Origin of the sequence: Azospirillum halopraeferens DSM 3675, assembly GCF_000429625.1 — a bacterium.
Classification (GTDB): Bacteria; Pseudomonadota; Alphaproteobacteria; order Azospirillales; family Azospirillaceae; genus Azospirillum; species Azospirillum halopraeferens.
Window position 1 is genome coordinate 83,700 of sequence record NZ_AUCF01000006.1, and the last position, 17,480, is coordinate 101,179.

18 protein-coding genes are annotated in these 17,480 nt (G+C 68.7%); 12 read left to right on the forward strand and 6 right to left on the reverse strand.

Annotation, left to right across the window (positions count from 1 at the left end):
* Nucleotides 1–24: 24 nt before the first annotated feature.
* The 6 genes from sufC to G472_RS0108270 are packed head-to-tail and all read left to right on the forward strand — an operon-like array spanning nucleotide 25 to nucleotide 4,638.
* Nucleotides 25–777: a Fe-S cluster assembly ATPase SufC gene (sufC, locus tag G472_RS0108245; RefSeq protein WP_029007998.1), complete on the forward strand. Its 753-nt coding sequence runs from the start codon at nucleotides 25–27 to the stop codon at nucleotides 775–777.
* Between the two features lie 3 nt (nucleotides 778–780).
* Nucleotides 781–2,145 carry a Fe-S cluster assembly protein SufD gene (sufD, locus tag G472_RS32000; protein ID WP_035691624.1) on the forward strand — a complete coding sequence of 455 codons (1,365 nt, stop codon included), beginning with the start codon at nucleotides 781–783 and terminating at the stop codon, nucleotides 2,143–2,145.
* Nucleotides 2,142–3,419, forward strand: coding sequence for a cysteine desulfurase (locus G472_RS0108255; RefSeq protein WP_051340580.1), 1,278 nt, complete (start codon nucleotides 2,142–2,144; stop codon nucleotides 3,417–3,419). Before sufD ends, G472_RS0108255 begins: the two co-directional genes overlap by 4 nt.
* Nucleotides 3,416–3,886: a Fe-S cluster assembly sulfur transfer protein SufU gene (sufU, locus tag G472_RS0108260; protein WP_029008000.1), complete on the forward strand. Its 471-nt coding sequence runs from the start codon at nucleotides 3,416–3,418 to the stop codon at nucleotides 3,884–3,886. The genes G472_RS0108255 and sufU overlap by 4 nt, the downstream gene beginning before the upstream one ends.
* Entirely contained in the window at nucleotides 3,883–4,266 is a 384-nt protein-coding gene (locus tag G472_RS0108265) for an SUF system Fe-S cluster assembly protein (RefSeq protein ID WP_029008001.1), read from the forward strand. Before sufU ends, G472_RS0108265 begins: the two co-directional genes overlap by 4 nt.
* 21 nt (nucleotides 4,267–4,287) lie before the next feature.
* On the forward strand, nucleotides 4,288–4,638 hold the full coding sequence (locus G472_RS0108270) for a HesB/IscA family protein (RefSeq protein ID WP_029008002.1): 351 nt from the start codon (nucleotides 4,288–4,290) through the stop codon (nucleotides 4,636–4,638).
* Nucleotides 4,639–4,652: 14 nt separating this feature from the next.
* Here G472_RS0108270 and G472_RS0108275 read toward each other — a convergent pair whose 3' ends face one another.
* Nucleotides 4,653–5,870: a diguanylate cyclase gene (locus tag G472_RS0108275; protein WP_029008003.1), complete on the reverse strand. Its 1,218-nt coding sequence runs from the start codon at nucleotides 5,868–5,870 to the stop codon at nucleotides 4,653–4,655.
* 100 nt (nucleotides 5,871–5,970) lie between these two features.
* Nucleotides 5,971–6,597 (reverse strand): MarC family protein, encoded by a 627-nt coding sequence (locus G472_RS0108280; protein WP_029008004.1) that lies wholly within the window; start codon nucleotides 6,595–6,597, stop codon nucleotides 5,971–5,973.
* A 276-nt stretch (nucleotides 6,598–6,873) separates the two neighbouring features.
* Here G472_RS0108280 and G472_RS0108285 point away from each other — a divergent pair, with 276 nt between their 5' ends.
* Complete coding sequence (locus tag G472_RS0108285; RefSeq protein WP_029008005.1) at nucleotides 6,874–7,194, forward strand: hypothetical protein; 321 nt, start codon at nucleotides 6,874–6,876, stop codon at nucleotides 7,192–7,194.
* Between the two features lie 130 nt (nucleotides 7,195–7,324).
* Nucleotides 7,325–9,985, forward strand: a complete 2,661-nt coding sequence (gene pepN, locus G472_RS0108290) for an aminopeptidase N (RefSeq protein WP_029008006.1) — start codon at nucleotides 7,325–7,327, stop codon at nucleotides 9,983–9,985.
* Nucleotides 9,986–10,055: 70 nt separating this feature from the next.
* Here the strand turns inward: pepN and G472_RS0108295 are convergent, their stop codons facing one another.
* Both G472_RS0108295 and G472_RS0108300 read right to left on the reverse strand, forming a co-directional pair.
* Nucleotides 10,056–10,466, reverse strand: coding sequence for a c-type cytochrome (locus G472_RS0108295; protein WP_029008007.1), 411 nt, complete (start codon nucleotides 10,464–10,466; stop codon nucleotides 10,056–10,058).
* A gap of 186 nt (nucleotides 10,467–10,652) precedes the next feature.
* A complete protein-coding gene (locus tag G472_RS0108300) occupies nucleotides 10,653–11,264 on the reverse strand; it encodes an SRPBCC family protein (protein ID WP_029008008.1) in 612 nt (203 codons plus the stop codon).
* A gap of 201 nt (nucleotides 11,265–11,465) precedes the next feature.
* On the opposite strand from G472_RS0108300, the gene G472_RS40525 reads away from it, so the two are divergent.
* The 3 genes from G472_RS40525 (at nucleotide 11,466) to G472_RS32005 (ending at nucleotide 14,390) form a co-directional block, all read left to right on the forward strand.
* Nucleotides 11,466–12,329, forward strand: coding sequence for an SPOR domain-containing protein (locus G472_RS40525; protein WP_029008009.1), 864 nt, complete (start codon nucleotides 11,466–11,468; stop codon nucleotides 12,327–12,329).
* Between the two features lie 118 nt (nucleotides 12,330–12,447).
* Nucleotides 12,448–13,908: a catalase gene (locus G472_RS0108310; protein WP_035691716.1), complete on the forward strand. Its 1,461-nt coding sequence runs from the start codon at nucleotides 12,448–12,450 to the stop codon at nucleotides 13,906–13,908.
* 62 nt (nucleotides 13,909–13,970) lie between these two features.
* Complete coding sequence (locus G472_RS32005) at nucleotides 13,971–14,390, forward strand: YbaN family protein (RefSeq protein ID WP_051340581.1); 420 nt, start codon at nucleotides 13,971–13,973, stop codon at nucleotides 14,388–14,390.
* Here the strand turns inward: G472_RS32005 and hemH are convergent.
* Both hemH and G472_RS39435 read right to left on the reverse strand, forming a co-directional pair.
* The gene (hemH, locus tag G472_RS0108320; protein WP_029008011.1) at nucleotides 14,350–15,381 is read right to left on the reverse strand and encodes a ferrochelatase; all 1,032 of its coding nucleotides are present in this window, start codon (nucleotides 15,379–15,381) and stop codon (nucleotides 14,350–14,352) included. The two genes, G472_RS32005 and hemH, sit on opposite strands and share 41 nt — an antisense overlap.
* A gap of 1 nt (nucleotide 15,382) precedes the next feature.
* Nucleotides 15,383–15,550 carry a hypothetical protein gene (locus tag G472_RS39435; RefSeq protein WP_169732793.1) on the reverse strand — a complete coding sequence of 56 codons (168 nt, stop codon included), beginning with the start codon at nucleotides 15,548–15,550 and terminating at the stop codon, nucleotides 15,383–15,385.
* 244 nt (nucleotides 15,551–15,794) lie between these two features.
* Here G472_RS39435 and G472_RS0108330 point away from each other — a divergent pair, with 244 nt between their 5' ends.
* On the forward strand, nucleotides 15,795–17,429 hold the full coding sequence (locus G472_RS0108330; protein WP_029008012.1) for a fumarate hydratase: 1,635 nt from the start codon (nucleotides 15,795–15,797) through the stop codon (nucleotides 17,427–17,429).
* Nucleotides 17,430–17,480: the final 51 nt, after the last annotated feature.

Below are 17,480 nucleotides of genomic sequence, written 5' to 3' on the forward strand. Positions count from 1 at the left end.
GCACAAGTCCAAGGAACAATGAGAATGATTGAGATCAGGAACCTGCACGCCACCGTGGACGGCAAGGAGATCCTCAAGGGCATCGACCTCACCATCGGTCCCGGCGAGGTGCACGCCATCATGGGGCCCAACGGGTCGGGCAAGAGCACCCTGTCCTACGTGCTCGCCGGACGCGACGGCTATGAGGTGACCAAGGGATCGGTCAGCTTCTACGGCGAGGACCTGCTGGCCATGGAGCCGGAGGAGCGCGCCGCCGCCGGTCTGTTCCTGGCCTTCCAGTACCCGGTGGAGATCCCCGGCGTCGCCAACATGACGTTCCTCAAGTCGGCGCTGAACGCCATGCGCAAGCACCGCGGCGAGGGCGACCTGGACGCCATGCAGTTCCTGAAGCTGGTGCGCGAGAAGACCCGGTCGCTGAACATGACCGACGAGATGCTGAAGCGCGCGGTCAACGTCGGCTTCTCGGGCGGTGAGAAGAAGCGCAACGAAACCCTTCAGATGGCGGTGCTGGAGCCGAAGTTCGCCATCCTGGACGAGACCGACAGCGGCCTCGACATCGACGCCCTGAAGATCGTCGCGGACGGCGTCAACGCCCTGCGCTCGCCGGAGCGGTCGATGCTGGTGATCACCCATTACCAGCGCCTGCTGAACTACATCGTGCCCGACCATGTGCACGTGCTGGCGCACGGCCGCATCCAGCGCTCCGGCGGCAAGGAGCTGGCGCTGGAACTGGAGCAGAAGGGGTATAAGGACTTCGGCGTGGAGGAGGCGGCCTGAGCCATGGCGACGACCCATTCCACCCCCACCGGCGACACCGCCGCCGCACGCCCCTATCTGGACCAGATCGACCGCCTGAAGGGCGAGCTGCCGGGGGCGGCGCTTTCCCGGGTGCGCGAACTGCGCCGGGATGGGCGGGAGCGCTTCGCCGCCCTGGGCGTCCCCACCGTGCGCCAGGAAGCCTGGAAGTACACCAGCCTGCGCCCGCTGGAGAAGGTCGCCTTCGAACCGGCGACCGCCGCGGCCGCGGCCGGCACCCACATCGACGTGCTGCCGACCGTGCGCCCGGCCGGGCAGACGGGACCGCGGCTGGTCTTCGTCAACGGCCGGCTGCGCGCCGACCTGTCCTCCACCGACGGGCTGCCGGACGGTGTCGTGCTGACCGGTCTGGCCGACGCGCTGTCGTCACACGCCGACTTCGTGGGCGAGCGGCTGGGCCGGCTGGCCAACGCCGACGAACACCCCCTGGTGGCCCTCAACACCGCCGTCCTGGCCGACGGGCCGGTGCTGCACATTCCGCGCGGCGTCGTGCTGGATGACCCGATCGAGCTGGTGTTCGTGTCGGCCGCCGCCGACGGCCGCGCCACCGTGTTCCACCCGCGCACCCTGATCGTCGCCGATCCGCTGAGCAAGGCGGTGGTGATCGAACACCATGTCGGACCGGGCGGCGCCCCGACCTTCGCCAACCATACGGCGGAGGTGTTCGTCGGCGAGGGGGCGACCCTGCGCCACTACAAGGTTCAGCGGGAGCAGACGGACGCCTTCCACGTCTCCCACGCCGCGGCGACGGTCTGCCGGGACGCCTGCTACGACAACTTCATCCTGACGTCGGGCGCCCGGCTGTCGCGCAACGAGGTGCACGCCGTGCTGGACGGCACCGGCGCGTCCTGCCACGTCAGCGGCGCCTATCTGGTGACCGGCGAACAGCACTGCGATACCACCACGCTGATCGACCACGCCCGGCCCTACGGCACCAGCCGCGAGGTCTACAAGGGCGCCATCGACGAGCGGGCGCGGGCCGTGTTCCAGGGCAAGATCATTGTCCGCCCCGGCGCTCAGAAGACGGACGGGCACCAGCTCAACCGCGCCCTGCTGCTGTCCGACACGGCGGAGATCGACTCCAAGCCGGAGCTGGAGATCTACGCCGACGACGTGAAGTGCAGCCACGGCGCCACCGCCGGCGAGCTGGACGACGAGGCGCTGTTCTACCTGCGCTCCCGCGGGATTCCGAAGGAGGAGGCGCGCGGCCTGCTGATCGCCTCCTTCCTGGCCGAGGCCATCGACGAGATCCCGGAGGAACCGGTGCGCGACGCCTTCGCCGCCATCGCGACCGGCTGGCTCGCCGCCCGCCGGGGAGGTGCGCGATGAACCGCCTCTCCCCGGCCATCGCCGCCGAGGCACCGCCCTATGACGTGGAGCGGGTGCGCGCCGACTTTCCGGTGCTCTCCCGCGTCGTGCACGAGCGCAAGGGCAAGCCGGGCCGGCCGCTGGTCTATCTCGACAGCGGGGCCAGCGCCCAGAAGCCGCGCCAGGTGATCGACGCCATGGTGCGCTTCATGGAGGAGGATTACGCCAACATCCACCGTGGCGTGCATGTGCTGTCCCAGCGCGCCACCGACGCCTTCGAAGGCGTGCGCGACAAGGTTGCGGCCTTCCTGAACGCACCGTCGCGCGACACCATCGTGTTCACCGGCAACGCCACCGACGCCATCAACCTGGTCGCCGCCACCTACGGCCGCGCCTTCCTGGAGGCGGGCGATGAGGTGGTGCTGTCGATCATGGAGCACCACGCCAACATAGTCCCCTGGCAGCTTCTGCAGGCCGAGAAGGGCATCGTCCTCAAGGTGGTGCCGGTGGACGACGACGGCGTGCTCGACATGGACGCCTACGCCGCCCTGCTGGGTCCGCGCACGAAGCTGGTGGCGATGACCCATTGCTCCAACGTGCTGGGCACCGTCACGCCGGCCCGGCAGATCGTGCGCCTGGCCCGCGAGCGCGGCATCCCCGTGCTGCTGGACGGCAGTCAGGCGGTGGTGCACGGCCGGGTCGACGTGCAGGACCTGGACGTGGACTTCTACGTCTTCACCGCCCACAAGCTTTACGGTCCGACGGGACTCGGCGTGCTCTACGCCAAGTACGAGCACCTGAAGAGGATGCCGCCCTACCGCGGCGGCGGCGACATGATCCAGTCCGTCAGCTTCAGCGGCACCACCTTCAAGGAGCCGCCCATGCGCTTCGAGGCGGGCACCCCGCCCATCGTCGAGGGCATCGGGCTGGGGGCTGCCATCGACTATGTGGAGGCGCTGGGGCGCGACGCCATCGCGCTGCACGAGCACGACCTGCTGAACTACGCCACGCAGCAGCTTTCGCAGATCGACGGGCTGCGCATCATCGGCACCGCGCCGGGCAAGGCCGCCATCATCTCCTTCACGGTGGAGGGCGTGCATCCCCACGACCTCGGCACCGTGGTCGACCAGTACGGCGTCGCCGTGCGCGTCGGTCAGCATTGCGCGGAGCCGCTGATGGACCGGTTCGGGATCGGGTCCACCGCGCGGGCCTCCTTCGCCCTCTACAACACCCGCGCCGAGGTCGACGCCCTTGTCGATTCCGTCCGGGCGGTCAAGGAGTTCTTCGGGGCATGATGGACGAGCTGCGTGAACTCTACCAGGAAGTGATCCTGGACCACGGCAAGAACCCGCGCAACCTGCGCCACCCGGCGGATGCCAACCGCGAGGCGCGGGGCGAGAACCCCATGTGCGGCGACAAGTTCACCGTCTATCTGACGGTGAACGACGCCGGTCTCGTGGAGGACTGCGCCTTCGAGGGGCGCGGCTGCGCCATCTCCACCGCCAGCGCCTCGATGATGACCGAGCTGGTGCGCGGGAAGACGCAGGACGAGGCCCGCACCCTCTTCCACACCTTCCACGACCTGTGCACCAAGGACGAGGAGCATCACCACGACCATGGCCCCGTCGACGAGGACACCATGGAGAAGCTGATGGTGCTGTCGGGCGTGCGCCAGTTCCCGGTGCGGGTCAAATGCGCCACCCTGGCGTGGCATGCGATGAACGCCGCCATCGCCGGCGAGGCGAAGGCGTCCAGCGAATGAGCGAGACCATGGAGACCGCGATGCCCCACGACGCGATCGCGAACAGCCGGCCCGAAGACGCGGCGGTCGATCCCAAGCAGCAGCTTATGGACGACATCGTCGCCGCGGTGAAGACCTGCTACGACCCCGAGATCCCCGTGGACATCTGGGAGCTCGGCCTCATCTACCGCATCGACGTGAACGACGGCGGCGCGGTGGCGGTGGACATGACGCTGACCAGCCCCATGTGCCCGGTGGCCGGGGAGTTGCCCGAGCAGGTCCAGCGCGCCATTTCCTGTGTCGAGGGCGTGGAGGAGTGCAAGGTCGAGCTGGTGTGGGAACCGCCCTGGCGGCCCGACATGATGTCCGACGTCGCCAAGATCCAACTCGATATGTTCTGACCGTTCGGAGCGAGGACACCCATGGCTGCAACGAAGGCCCTGCCGAAGGCGATCACCCTGACCGACGCGGCGGTGACGCGCGTGAAGGCGTTGATGGCGAAGGCGCCGGACGACATGATCGGCCTGCGCATCGGCGTCAAGGCCCGCGGCTGCTCCGGCCTCAGCTACGACATCCAGTACGCCAAGGAGAAGCTGCCATTCGACGAGGTGGTGGAGGACAAGGGCGTCACCGTCATGATCGCCCCCGACGCCGTCATGTTCCTGATCGGCAGCGAGATGGACTACGTGGACGACAAGTTCGAAACCGGCTTCAAGTTCCGCAACCCCAACGAAAAGGGCCGCTGCGGCTGCGGTGAGAGCTTCCACGTGTGATGCGGCCGGCGGACCTAGGCGACGCTCAGGTCCGCACTCGACGCCGCCGTCTCCGCCGTCGCGACCCGGTCCCGGCCGGCGGCTTTTGCCGCGTAGAGGGCGGCGTCGGCACGGCTGAGGACGGAATCGAACCCCTCCTGCGCTACCCGTTCGGCCACACCGATGCTGGCGGTCAGGCGCAGCGGGGGTTGCGCAGCCACGGCGAGCGTGTCGACCGCGGCGCGCAGGCGTTCGGCGACCGCGCGTCCCGCCGCCGCGGTGGTTTGCGGCAGCAGGATGACGAACTCCTCGCCGCCCAGGCGCGCGACCGTGTCGACGTCCCGCACGCCATCGCGACAGCAGGCAGCCACCGCCTCCAGCGCCCGGTCGCCGATGCCGTGGCCCCAGCCGTCGTTGATGCGCTTGAAGTGGTCGATGTCGAGGACCAGCACCGTCAGGGCATGGCCGAAGCGGTCGGCGCGGCGCACCTCCTCGTCGGCACGCTCGAACAGGGAGCGGCGGTTGGCGACGCCGGTCAACGGGTCGACCCGGGCCAGCCGGCGCAGTTCCTCGTTGAAGGCGTCGTTGTACATCAGGATGAAGTTCAGGCTCGCCACGGTGATGGCGAGATACGCGCCCAGCAGAAACACCTTTTCCGCTGCGCCGGACGACAGGACAATGGCCGGCGAGGTGTCCGTGATCAGCGCGTCGCCGAACCGCAGCACGAGGATCGAGCCCATCAGCAGGACGATGGCGCCGGCCAGCCGGTGCGCCCGCCCGGGCCCGCGGTATCGCACCAGCAGTTCGTAGCCCAGCACGGCGCAGACGATCAAACTGACGGCACTGGTGGCCAGCCGCAACCCTTGCAGACTCGGTGCCGCCATCGTGAAGAAGGCCGAGGATGCGGCCATGATTCCCGTCATCGCGGCGGCGAAACCATAGGCCGCCGAGCGCCCCTGGAGGATGCGCACCGCCGTCAGGTTCAGGCAGAACGCGGCCATGGCCAACCCGTTGCCGAGGACCACCGAGAGGGCCGGATGGGCATAGCCGCGCAGGGTGATCAGCGTGAACCCGGCCGCCCCCAGCAGCTTGCCGATGCCGAACGCCATCATGGAACGGGAGGTCGGCGGCCGATAAGTGCGCGCCGAGAACAGGACGGCCATCGCAATGCTCAGCGAACTGACGGCGATCACGAGGGCGATGGTGCGCGGGTCGAGGGGCAGAGAAAAAAGAGACGCCGGATCATCCATCATCGGCCGATCATTCCCCTCGCCGGTCCGCATAAGATCGTATGTTTCTGCGGGACGTTAGCCGAGCAATGGGCGTTTGGAAAGCGCCGTGCCCTCCCCTTCCTCACCCCGGCGGATAGATCGCGGTGATGCCGGACATCACCGTCTGCGTCGCCAGAGCCGCCAGGACGATTCCCAGGATGCGGCTGACCGTGTGGATCACCGTGCGGCCGAGCAGCCGGCCCACCGCGTCGGCGCCGGCGAGAACGGCGGCGGTGGCGGCGATCACCAGTGCCGCCGCCCCCAGCACGATCGCCTGCCCGCCGGCCTCCCCGCCGTAACGGTCCATCAGCAGCATGACCGAAGTTATAGCGCCCGGACCGGCGATCAGCGGGATGGCCAGCGGGAAGACGGCCAGATCGTGCGCCTCCTCGTCGGTGCGGGCGTCGTCGGCCGTCCGCTCCTTGCGGTCGTTGCGCCGCTCGAACAGCATTTCGAAGGCGATCCAGAACAGCAGGGCACCGCCGGCGATGCGGAACGCCGCCATGTCGATCCCCAGCGCATCGAGGACGGTGCGGCCGAGATAGGCAAAGAAGACGATGATCGCCAGGCTGATGACGGTTCCCCGCAAGGCGATCATCCGCTTGCGCCGGGCGTCGAACCCCTGCGTCAGGCCTAAGAATATCGGCACCAGACCCACCGGATCGATCACCACGAAGAACACCACCAACGCACTGACGAGCGAATCCACGGAACGCCCTCCGCCCTTTGCCGTTCTTGTCCATCAAGGGAGCGCCGATGCCCGTCCCCGTCAACCGGAAAGCGGAAGCGTCGCCGCAGCGCCGCCATCCGCCAGCCGGATCTTGGCCGGAACGGGACGGCACCCCACCTATGAGGCAGGGTCCGGGCCCCTTCCGGCAGCCCGGGGGCTGCCTCGTCGGACTCTCGCGTTTGCGCCCCGGTCCGGGCGCCGGCGTTGCCCTGCACCGGCATCGCCGGAATCCGGCCCTGCAACGGAGGACCCAGTATGAGCATGGACATCGATCGCAGCCCACCCGGTGGATTTGAGACGCTGGTTGCCCGCGAGCACTGGGAGCCCATTGCGCGCAGCGCCATGGCCCAGGGCGGTGTGCTGGCGCTGATCGCCCTGATCCTCGGCATGCCGCTCTACGGTGCGCTGTCGCTGGTCCACATCATGACGCTGTTCGGCGCCATCTTCTCCAACATCATGGCCCTGCGCCTGGATGAACAGGGTAACACGGAGGCGGCGGTGCGCGTCGGCCGGCGCTCGCTCGGCGCGCTCGCGGTGTCCTCGATCAGCCTGCTGGTGCTGACCCTGGCGGGCTGATGCCGGCGGTGGTGGCCGGTCGGGCGAAGGTCCGGGTTGAACGGTGGCGGGCGGGACACACCTTACCGGGACACGCCCGCGTTCCCCCGTCCGGGGGAAGCCTTCCGACCGACGACCAGAGACGCCAGCCATGGACAAAGGCACCCCCGGAGCCATCCTGCTCAAGGATTACCGCCCGCCCGCCCACCTGATCGAAACGGTCGATCTGCGCTTCGATCTGCGCGACGATGTCACCACGGTGCGGGCCACCCTGACGGTGCGGCGTAATCCCGCCTGTGCAGAGGCACAGGACGCGGCGGACACGGTGGAGCATCCGCCCCTGGTGCTTGACGGCCAGCGGCTGGAACTGGTGTCGGTGGCGCTCGACGGCCGGGCGCTGACGCCCGACTGCTACACCGTCGACGCCGACCGGCTGACCATTCCCCATGTGCCGGACGCCTTCACCCTGGAGACGGTGGTCCGCATCAAGCCGCAGGAGAACACGGCGCTGGAGGGGCTCTACACCTCGTCGGGCAATTACTGCACCCAGTGCGAGGCGGAAGGGTTCCGAAAGATCACCTACTTCCCGGACCGGCCCGACGTGATGGCCCGCTACTCCACGCGGATCGAAGCGGACAAGGCGCGGTATCCCGTGCTGCTGTCCAACGGCAACCCCGTGGACAGCGGCGATTGCCCCGACGGGCGGCACTGGGCCCGCTGGGAGGATCCGTTTCCCAAACCCTGCTATCTGTTCGCCCTGGTGGCCGGCAACCTGCGCTGTGTCGAGGATCGGTTCCGCACCCGCTCCGGCCGCGACGTCGCCCTGCGCATCTATGTCGAGCCCGGCAACGAGGACAAGGTCGACCATGCCATGGCCTCGCTGAAGAGGTCCATGGCGTGGGACGAGGAGGTGTTCGGTCTGGAGTACGATCTGGACATCTTCAACATCGTCGCCGTGAGCGACTTCAACATGGGGGCAATGGAAAACAAGTCGCTGAACGTCTTCAACACAAAGTATGTCCTTGCCAAGCCGGAAACCGCCACCGATCAGGATTTCCTCAATATCGAAGCCGTGGTGGCGCACGAGTATTTCCACAACTGGACCGGAAACCGGGTCACCTGCCGCGATTGGTTCCAGCTCTCTCTGAAGGAAGGGCTGACGGTGTTCCGCGACCAGGAGTTCAGCGCGGATATGCACTCTCGCCCGGTCAAGCGCATCGCCGAGGTGCAGCGCCTGCGCACCGTCCAGTTCCCCGAGGACGCCAGCGCCATGGCGCACCCCGTCCGCCCGGATTCCTATGTGGAAATCAACAACTTCTACACACCCACCGTGTACGACAAGGGGGCCGAGGTCATCCGCATGATCCACACCCTGCTGGGCCGGGAGCGGTTCCGCAAGGGGATGGATCTCTACTTCGCCCGGCACGACGGCCAGGCCGTGACCTGCGACGACTTCGTCGCCGCCATGGCCGATGCCAGCGGTGTCGACCTCGCGCAGTTCTCCCTGTGGTACCGTCAGGCGGGGACGCCGGTGCTGGACGTGGCCGGCGCCTATGACGCCGCGGCGCGGACCTACCGGTTGACCGTGCGCCAGTCGGTGCCGCCGACGCCCGGCCAGCCGGCCAAGCAGCCCATGCACATCCCGCTGGCCATGGGCCTGACCGGCCCCGACGGGCGGGACCTGCCGCTGCGCCTGGCGGGCGAGGACGCGGCAGCCGGCACCGGCCGGGTGCTGGAGATCCGCCGCGCCGAAGAGGTGTTCGAGTTCGTGGACGTGCCGGCCCGGCCGGTGCCGTCGCTGCTGCGGGGATTCTCCGCTCCGGTGCGGCTGAAGACCGACCTGTCGGACGCCGACCTCGCCTTCCTGATGGCCCATGACAGCGACGCCTTCAACCGGTGGGAGGCCGGCCAGACGCTGGGCACGCGCATCCTGCTGGGGATGATCGCCGGGGGCGGCAATGGCACGCTGCCGGACGCCTATGTCCGGGCCATGGAGGCGCTGCTGGAAGATGCCGCCGCCGATCCGGCCTTCGCCGCACAGGCATTGGTGCTGCCCGGCGAGGCGTATCTGGCCACCCAGATGGAGGTGGTCGACCCCGTGGCCATCCACGAGGCACGCGAGGCGGCGCGGCGGGCCCTTGCGACGGCGCTGCGCCCGCGCTGGCTGGCCACCTACCGCGCCAACGCCGGCAATGAACCCTTCGCGGTGGACGCCGCCGCCATCGGCCGGCGGGCGCTGAAGAATCTCAGCCTCGCCTACCTCATGGCCCTCGGGGACGACGAGGCGCTGGGGTTGTGCGTTGGCCAGTTCCACGGCGCCCACGCCATGACCGACGCGATCGCCGCCCTGCAGTTCCTGGCCGACACCGACACGCCGGAGCGCGAGGCGGCGCTTGGCGCGTTCCATGACCGCTGGAAGGACGAGCCGCTGGTGATGGACAAGTGGTTCATGGTCCGGGCCACGTCCAAACGCGCCGACGCCCTGGCTGACGTGACCCGCCTGCTGGCCCATCCCGCCTTCGAGATCCGCAATCCCAACAAGGTCTATGCGCTGATCGGCGCCTTCGCCGGCGGCAACCCCGTGCGTTTCCACGCTGCCGACGGTGCCGGCTACGCCTTCCTGGCCGACCAGGTTCTGCGCATCGACCCGATCAACCCGCAGGTCGCAGCGCGGCTGATGGGTCCGTTTTCGCGCCTGCGGCGGTTCGACACCGGCCGGCAGGACCTCATGCGGGCGCAGTTGCGGCGCATCGTCGCGCAGTCCGGCCTGTCGCCGGACGTCTATGAGGTGGCAAGCAAGAGCCTCGGGTAGCCGCTCAAGCAAAACGGGCCGGAGGAATGATCCTCCGGCCCGCATTCCGTCGCAGTGACGGGCGCAGACGTTACTTGCTCTGCTCTTCCATGTAGGCGATCAGGTTGGCGGCCGCCTCTTCGGGCGCGCTCTTCCACTTCGGCGACTTGGACAGGCCGGCATAGGCCATGGTGCCGCCGGGGACGACCTCCTTCGGGGCCAGCAGATAGGCGGTCAGGTTCTCCGGCGTCCAGGTGAAGCCGCCGGACGCCTTCTCCTGCATCGGCTTGGAGTAGCGGAACCCGTCGACGGCGCCGGCCTTACGGCCGACGACGCCGTGCAGCGTCGGGCCCACCTTGTTCTTGCCCGCTTCAACGGTGTGGCAGGCCAGGCACTCCTTGAAGACCTCCTTGCCGGTGGCGGCATCACCCGCCATGGCGCCGGTCGAAGCGAGGCCGAGGCCAAGAGCGAGCGTGGTGCCGATCAACAGCGTCTTGTTCATTGATGGTGTTTCCCTTTGCTTATGCACCGGCCGCAGGCCGGCATTTGGATGTCGGGTTTGTCCTGGTGTTCGACCGGTGCCGGGATACCGGCACTTGGCCGGCAGCATACACGGATTCGACAAAAGGCCAACCCCTGTGAACATGGGGACAAACACCCGCCGAAGGCGAAATCATCCGGGGGTCCGCTACGCGGCAAGCCACAGCAGGAACAGCAGCAGCACCCCGATCCCGGCCACGCCCCAGGGCAGGTAGGTGGCGATCGCCCCGCTCGCGGCCGGTACGGGCACCGGAAGCTCCGGCGGCGGCTCCGCACGACCGGCAACCACCTCCGAACCGGCCGGATCCGCCGCCGGAGCCCCGTCCCCGACCACCTCGGCGAAGCGGGCGAAGAAGTCGTCGGCCATCTTGCGCGACGCCGATTGGATGAGGCGGGACCCCACCTGCGCCAATTTGCCGCCCACCTTGGCGTCGGCCGTGTAGGACAGGACCGTCGCGTCGCCCTCTTCGGCCAGCCGCACCCGGGCGCTGCCCCTGGCGAAGCCGGCAGCGCCGCCGGTGCCCTCCCCGGTCATGGTGCAGCCGTTCGGCGGGTCGAGGTCGGACAGGGTGACCTTACCGGAAAAGCGGGCGCTCACCGGGCCCACCTTCGCCTGGACGCGGGCCGTGTACTCCGTGTCCGACCGCTTATCGATCTCCTCGCATCCGGGGATGCAGCGACGCAGCACCTCGGGATCGTTCAGCGCCTCCCAGACGCGCTCGCGCGGCGCGGCGATGCGGTACTGCCCGGTCATTTCCATGTCGTGCTCTCCCCTTCCGGTCTCTTTTTGCTGCGCAACCGTAGCGTCGCGGGTCCGGTCCGAAAATAGGCCGAAGGTCGGCGCCGGCCAACCCATCGGCCGGTGGCCTGCCGGAATCGGACCCGCGACGCGGGTCGCCCTGTCCCGTTCAAGCTGGCATACTGCACCACAGGGGGACGAGCACCTAAAGGGGACTGCCGCATGATCCGGGGACTGCCGACCATTGTGTCCACCATGATGATGGCCGCGGCGTTGACCGCCGCCGCCGGAGCCGCGGAAGCGCCGCCCACCGACCGCGACCGGCTGGCCCGCGAGGCGCTCGGCCTCATGGTGGAGAACGCCGGTCCCGGCCAGGCCGAAGCCCTGCTGGGCGTGCTGTACCTGCGCGGCGGCCGTATCGAGGTGGATCCCGTCGCCGCCGCCGCCTGGCTGGAACGGGCCGCCGACAGCGGCCATCCCGCCGGCATCTACGCCGCCGCGCGCATCCACGCCGAGGGCATCGGCGTTCGCGCCGACCCCGAGCGCGCCCGCGCCCTGTTGGCTCGGGCCGATCCCGCCGCGTTCGGGCCGCTGGAGGAGGCGGTGCGCCAGCTCCGCCTGGCTCTGGACATGCCGCCGGCCCCCGCCGAAGCCGCCGGGGAGCCCGAACCGCAGCCGGAAGCGGTGACCGTGGCTCCGCCGCCCCCTGTTCCGGAACCGGCAGCCCCGCCGGAGGAGACCCCGGTTGCTCCCGTGACTCCACCGGCTCCGGGGCCGGAGCCGGAATCACCCGCGGCGCCGGCCCCGACCGATCTTCCGTCGCCGGCTTATGCCCAGCTCGCCACGCTGTTCAGCGAGGAGGCGGCGCAGTCCGAGGTGAGACGCCTGCGCGGCCTGATTCCGCCACCGCTGATGGAGGGCCGGACTCTGACCGTCCGCCAGGCGCAGTTGAGCGACGGACGCACCGCCTGGCGGGTGATCGTCAGCGGTTTCGCCGGCCGCGACGACGCCCGCACCTTCTGCGGCCACGTCACAGCCGGCGGCACCGGCTGCATCGCCCGCGGCTCCGACACCGATCGTCGATAGGAAAGAACGATCGCTACAATACGTACAATCGATTTTATCGAACATCGTTTATGGTCTAGCTTTCCCTTCAGACGATCCCAAACCATCGCAGAAGAGGAGAAACGCCGTGACCCACCGCATGACCACCACCGGCGGCGCCCCCGTCGCCGACAACCAGAACTCCCTCACCGCGGGCCCGCGGGGTCCGGTGCTGTTGCAGGACTGGCAGCTCATCGAAAAGCTTGCTCACCAGAACCGGGAGCGCATTCCGGAGCGGGTGGTCCATGCCAAGGGCTGGGGGGCATTCGGCACCCTGACGGTCACCAATGACGTCACCCCCTACACCCGCGCCCGGCTGTTCGACGGCATCGGCAAGAAGACCGACCTGCTCATCCGCTTCTCCACCGTCGCCGGGGAGATGGGTGCCGCCGATGCCGAACGCGACGTGCGCGGCTTCGCGGTGAAGTTCTACACCGAGGAGGGCAACTGGGACCTGGTCGGCAACAACACACCGGTGTTCTTCATCCGCGACCCGCTGAAGTTCCCGGACTTCATCCACACCCAGAAGCGGCACCCGCGCACCAACCTGCGCTCGCCGACCGCCATGTGGGATTTCTGGAGCCTGTCGCCGGAAAGCCTGCACCAGATCACCACGCTGTTCAGCGACCGTGGCATCCCCGTCAGCCCGCGCTTCATGAACGGCTACGGCAGCCATACCTACAGCTTCTGGAACGCTGACGGCGAACGGTTCTGGGTCAAGTTCCACTTCAAGACCCGCCAGGGCCACCGGACCATGACCAACGCCGAATCCGCGGTGGTCATCGGCAACAGCCGCGAAAGCTACCAGGAGGACCTGTTCGGCGCCATCGAGCGCGGCGATTATCCGCAGTGGACCCTCTTCGTCCAGGTCATGCCCGAACTGGACGCCGAGAAGACCCCCTACAACCCCTTCGACCTGACCAAGGTGTGGCCGCACGGCGACTACCCCCTCATCGAGGTCGGCGTGGTGGAACTGAATCGCAATCCGGACAATTATTTCGCTGAGATCGAGCAGGCGGCCTTCAGTCCGTCCAACACCGTGCCCGGCATCGGCTTCAGCCCGGACAAGATGCTCCAGGCCCGCATCTTCTCCTATGCCGACGCTCACCGCTACCGGCTCGGCACCCATTATGAGGCGCTGCCGGTCAACACGCCGCGCTGCCCGGTGCACCACTACCACAAGGACGGGGCGATGCGCTTCTTCCGCAACGACACCGGCAACCCCGATGCCTACTACGAGCCCAACAGCTTCGGCGGCCCGTCCCAGGACCCGTCGGTGAAGGAGCCGCCGCTGCGCATCGCGGCCGATGCCGACCGCTACGACCACCGCGAGGGCAACGACGACTTCAGCCAGCCCCGCGCCCTGTTCAACCTGTTCGATGACGGCCAGAAGCAGCGGCTGTTCGCCAACATCGCCGCGGCGATGCAGGGCATACCCGACCACATCGCCGAGCGGCAGCTCGCCCTGTTCGACCGGGTGCACCCCGACTACGGCGCCGGCGTCCGTGCCGCCCGCGCCGCGGCGGGAAGCGGCGCCCCGACGCTGATCCTGTCCGAGTAAGCCCGGCAACCCGGCGCCCCTTCCCGCGGTGGAAGGGGCGCCGACCTCGTACGGAGACGTCCATGCCCGTCCTGCTGAAAGCCGCCGGCGCCGCCCTGTTCGCCGTGGGCGCCATCGGCATCGTGGTGCCGGTGCTGCCCACCACGATCTTCTGGATTCTCGCCGTGCTGTGCCTGGTCAGGGCGGGCGACCCGCGGGCGGCCCGCATCCTGGAGCACCCGCGCTTCGGACCGGGCATCCGCCTGTTCCTGGAGCATGGCGCCATGACCCGCCCGGCCAAGCTGGCGTCCCTGGGCGGCATGGGGCTGGGGGCCGTTCTCCTGATGCCCGTTGCTCCGGCCCTGCCCGCGGCGGCGGCGTCCGGCTGGGCCGTCCTGATCCTGTCGGCGCTCTGCGTGGCCACCCGGCCGGAGCCGGCGCCCGCCGCGGTTCGGGCCGGCGCTACAGCCAGCCCCCCAGCTCCCGCTCTACCACGCCGGTGAGAAAATCCACGTGGTCGGGGTGGTCGTTCAGGCAGGGGACGTAGGTGAACCGTTCCCCGCCCGCGGCCATGAAGGCGTCCTTCACCTCGCTCTGGATTTCTTCCAGCGTCTCGACGCAATCGGCGGCGAAGCCGGGGGCGATGATGGCGAGCTTGGTCTTGCCGGCCCGCGCCAGCTCCTCCACCGTGCGGTCGGTGTAGGGCTTCAGCCATTCCGCCTTGCCGAAGCGGGACTGGAAGCTGTGGCGCACCGTGCCGTCCGGCCAGCCCAGCCTCTCCGCCAGCAGACGCGCCGTCTTGACGCAGAAGCAATGGTAGGGGTCGCCGCGGTCCAGATACGCCTGCGGCAGGCCGTGGAAGCTCGCCAGCAGCACGTCGGGTCTGAAATCCAGCGTCTCCAGGTGCCGTTCGACGGAGCGGGCCAGCGCGTCGATGTAGCCGGGATCATCGTGGTAGGCGGGCACCGTGCGCACGGCCGGCTGCCAGCGCAGCGTCATCAAATGACGGAACGCCTGGTCGTTGGCGGTGGCCGTGGTGGTGGCGGAGTATTGGGGATAGAGCGGGAACAGCAGGATGCGGTCGCAGCCCTCGGCCTTCAGCCGGTCGATCACCGGCCCGATGGCGGGCCGGCCGTAGCGCATGGCCCAATCCGTCACCACCCGGCCGCCGTGGCGGGCGTCCAGCGCGGCGGCCACCGCCTGCGCCTGGGCGCGGGTGATGGTGGCCAGCGGGCTTTCATTGCGTTCGGTGTTCCAGATGCTGCGGTAGGCGTGGCCGCTCCTGGATGGGCGGAAGGTCAGGATGATGCCGTTCAGCACCGGCCACCACACGGCCTTCGGCACCTCGATCACCCGGGGGTCCGACAGGAATTCCTTCAGGTAGCGGCGCATCGACCAATAGTCGGTGGCGTCCGGCGTGCCGAGGTTGATGAGCAGGACCCCGATGCGGCGGGGCGGAACGGCCGGGTGCCCGGCGGGCTTGGCGGGGACCATCTCAGGCGCGCCGCTGTCCCACCGCCGCCCCGAGGGCGCGCCGGTTGCCGTGGGCGCGCAGCAGCAGCGCCGGCGGCACGTCGCCGGTGACCTGCAACCGCCCCCCCTCCAGCACTCGCACGCCGTGCTGCTCCAGCGCGCTCAACAAGCTCCGCACCGATCTGCTCATGCCAGCCTCCGTCCGATCCCGATGGTTTGGTACGAGGATATAGCCCGTTCGGATCCAGAGACAAAATCGATACACCCGATCACAGTGATAGGCACTCCCGATCCGCGCCCCTCCATGGGCGGCAGCTTGGCGGGAACCCGCGCGGACCGTTGTTCCCGGCGGCGGGCGGTGTATAACGGGGCCGCAACGCCCCCCGCCGTGGGGCGAACGAGGACCGCGGACGCAAACACGAAGGAAGCCATCCATGCCCGACGATTCGAGCCCGTCCCGGGGAACGCCCACCCTCTTTCCCCTCGGTAAGGACGACACGCCCTACCGCAAGCTGACCTCCGATCACGTGTCCGTCGTCACGTTCGAGGGCGACGAAATCCTGAAGGTCGAGCCGGAAGGGCTGCGCCTGCTGGCCGAGGCGGCGTTCGCCGACATCAACCACCTGCTGCGTCCGGGCCACCTGCGCCAGCTCCGCGCCATCCTCGACGATCCCGAGGCGTCGGCCAACGACCGCTTCGTGGCACTGGATCTGCTGAAGAACGCCAACATCGCGGCCGGCGGCACGCTGCCCATGTGCCAGGACACCGGCACCGCCATCATCATGGGCAAGAAGGGCCGTCGGGTGTGGACCAGGGGCGGTGACGAGGCGGCGCTGGGCGAAGGGGTCAAGGACGCCTATCTCAAGCGCAACCTTCGCTACAGCCAGCTCGCCCCGATCTCGATGTACGAGGAGCGCAACACGCGCACCAACCTGCCGGCGCAGGTGGACATCTACGCCGAGGGCGAAGACGCCTACAAGTTCCTGTTCATGGCCAAGGGCGGCGGTTCGGCCAACAAGACCTTCCTGCACCAGGCCACCCCGTCGGTGCTGGCCCCGGACCGGCTGCTGAAGTTCCTCGAGGACAAGATCCGCTACCTCGGCACCGCCGCCTGCCCGCCCTACCACCTTGCCGTGGTCATCGGCGGCCTGAGCGCCGAGCAGAACCTGAAGACGGTGAAGCTGGCCTCCGCCCGCTACCTCGACGCCCTGCCCACCGAGGGCGGGGAGGACGCGCACGCCTTCCGCGATCTCGCCATGGAGGCGGAGATCCACAAGATGACCCAGCACATGGGCATCGGCGCGCAGTTCGGCGGCAAGTACTTCTGCCACGACGTGCGCGTCATCCGCCTGCCGCGCCACGGCGCGTCGCTGCCCATCGGCATCGGCGTCTCCTGCTCGGCCGACCGCCAGGCGGTGGGCAAGATCACCCGCGACGGCATCTTCCTGGAACAGCTCGAAACCGATCCCGCCCGCTACCTGCCGGAGATCGACGACGGCCAGCTTTCCGGCGAGGTGGTTAAGATCGACCTCACCCGGCCGATGGACGAGATCCGCGCCGTCCTGTCGCAGCACCCGATCCGCACCCGCGTCTCCCTGACCGGCCCGCTGATCGTCGCCCGCGACCTGGCCCACGCCAAGCTGCGCCAGCGCCTGGATGCGGGTGAGGGGCTGCCCGACTATTTCAGGAATCACCCGGTCTACTACGCCGGTCCGGCCAAGACACCGGAAGGCATGCCGTCCGGTTCCTTCGGCCCGACGACGGCCGGGCGCATGGACAGCTTCGTCGACCAGTTCCAGGCGGCCGGCGGCTCCATGGTCATGCTGGCCAAGGGCAACCGCTCGCGCGAGGTCACCGAAGCCTGCAAGAAACACGGCGGCTTCTATCTCGGGTCCATCGGCGGCGCCGCCGCGCGCCTGGCGCAGGACTGCATCAAGAAAGTGGAGTGCATCGAGTATCCCGAACTCGGTATGGAAGCCATCTGGCGCATCGAGGTGGAGGACTTCCCCGCCTTCGTCATCGTCGACGACAAGGGGAACGACTTCTTCCAGGAATTGAAGCTGGGCTGACGGGGCGGTCCGGCCGCTTGTTTGCGCCCGCATTCTGCGCATATCCTGCGC

What these genes read in the sequence shown, in the direction of transcription:
- sufC (WP_029007998.1), top strand. Translation starts at nt 25, where the DNA reads ATGATTGAGATCAGGAACCTGCACGCCACCGTGGACGGCAAGGAGATC.
- sufD (WP_035691624.1), top strand. Translation starts at nt 781, where the DNA reads ATGGCGACGACCCATTCCACCCCCACCGGCGACACCGCCGCCGCACGC.
- G472_RS0108255 (WP_051340580.1), top strand. Translation starts at nt 2,142, where the DNA reads ATGAACCGCCTCTCCCCGGCCATCGCCGCCGAGGCACCGCCCTATGAC.
- sufU (WP_029008000.1), top strand. Translation starts at nt 3,416, where the DNA reads ATGATGGACGAGCTGCGTGAACTCTACCAGGAAGTGATCCTGGACCAC.
- G472_RS0108265 (WP_029008001.1), top strand. Translation starts at nt 3,883, where the DNA reads ATGAGCGAGACCATGGAGACCGCGATGCCCCACGACGCGATCGCGAAC.
- G472_RS0108270 (WP_029008002.1), top strand. Translation starts at nt 4,288, where the DNA reads ATGGCTGCAACGAAGGCCCTGCCGAAGGCGATCACCCTGACCGACGCG.
- G472_RS0108275 (WP_029008003.1), bottom strand. Translation starts at nt 5,870, where the DNA reads ATGATGGATGATCCGGCGTCTCTTTTTTCTCTGCCCCTCGACCCGCGC.
- G472_RS0108285 (WP_029008005.1), top strand. Translation starts at nt 6,874, where the DNA reads ATGAGCATGGACATCGATCGCAGCCCACCCGGTGGATTTGAGACGCTG.
- pepN (WP_029008006.1), top strand. Translation starts at nt 7,325, where the DNA reads ATGGACAAAGGCACCCCCGGAGCCATCCTGCTCAAGGATTACCGCCCG.
- G472_RS0108295 (WP_029008007.1), bottom strand. Translation starts at nt 10,466, where the DNA reads ATGAACAAGACGCTGTTGATCGGCACCACGCTCGCTCTTGGCCTCGGC.
- G472_RS0108300 (WP_029008008.1), bottom strand. Translation starts at nt 11,264, where the DNA reads ATGGAAATGACCGGGCAGTACCGCATCGCCGCGCCGCGCGAGCGCGTC.
- G472_RS40525 (WP_029008009.1), top strand. Translation starts at nt 11,466, where the DNA reads ATGATCCGGGGACTGCCGACCATTGTGTCCACCATGATGATGGCCGCG.
- G472_RS0108310 (WP_035691716.1), top strand. Translation starts at nt 12,448, where the DNA reads ATGACCACCACCGGCGGCGCCCCCGTCGCCGACAACCAGAACTCCCTC.
- G472_RS32005 (WP_051340581.1), top strand. Translation starts at nt 13,971, where the DNA reads ATGCCCGTCCTGCTGAAAGCCGCCGGCGCCGCCCTGTTCGCCGTGGGC.
- hemH (WP_029008011.1), bottom strand. Translation starts at nt 15,381, where the DNA reads ATGGTCCCCGCCAAGCCCGCCGGGCACCCGGCCGTTCCGCCCCGCCGC.
- G472_RS39435 (WP_169732793.1), bottom strand. Translation starts at nt 15,550, where the DNA reads ATGAGCAGATCGGTGCGGAGCTTGTTGAGCGCGCTGGAGCAGCACGGC.
- G472_RS0108330 (WP_029008012.1), top strand. Translation starts at nt 15,795, where the DNA reads ATGCCCGACGATTCGAGCCCGTCCCGGGGAACGCCCACCCTCTTTCCC.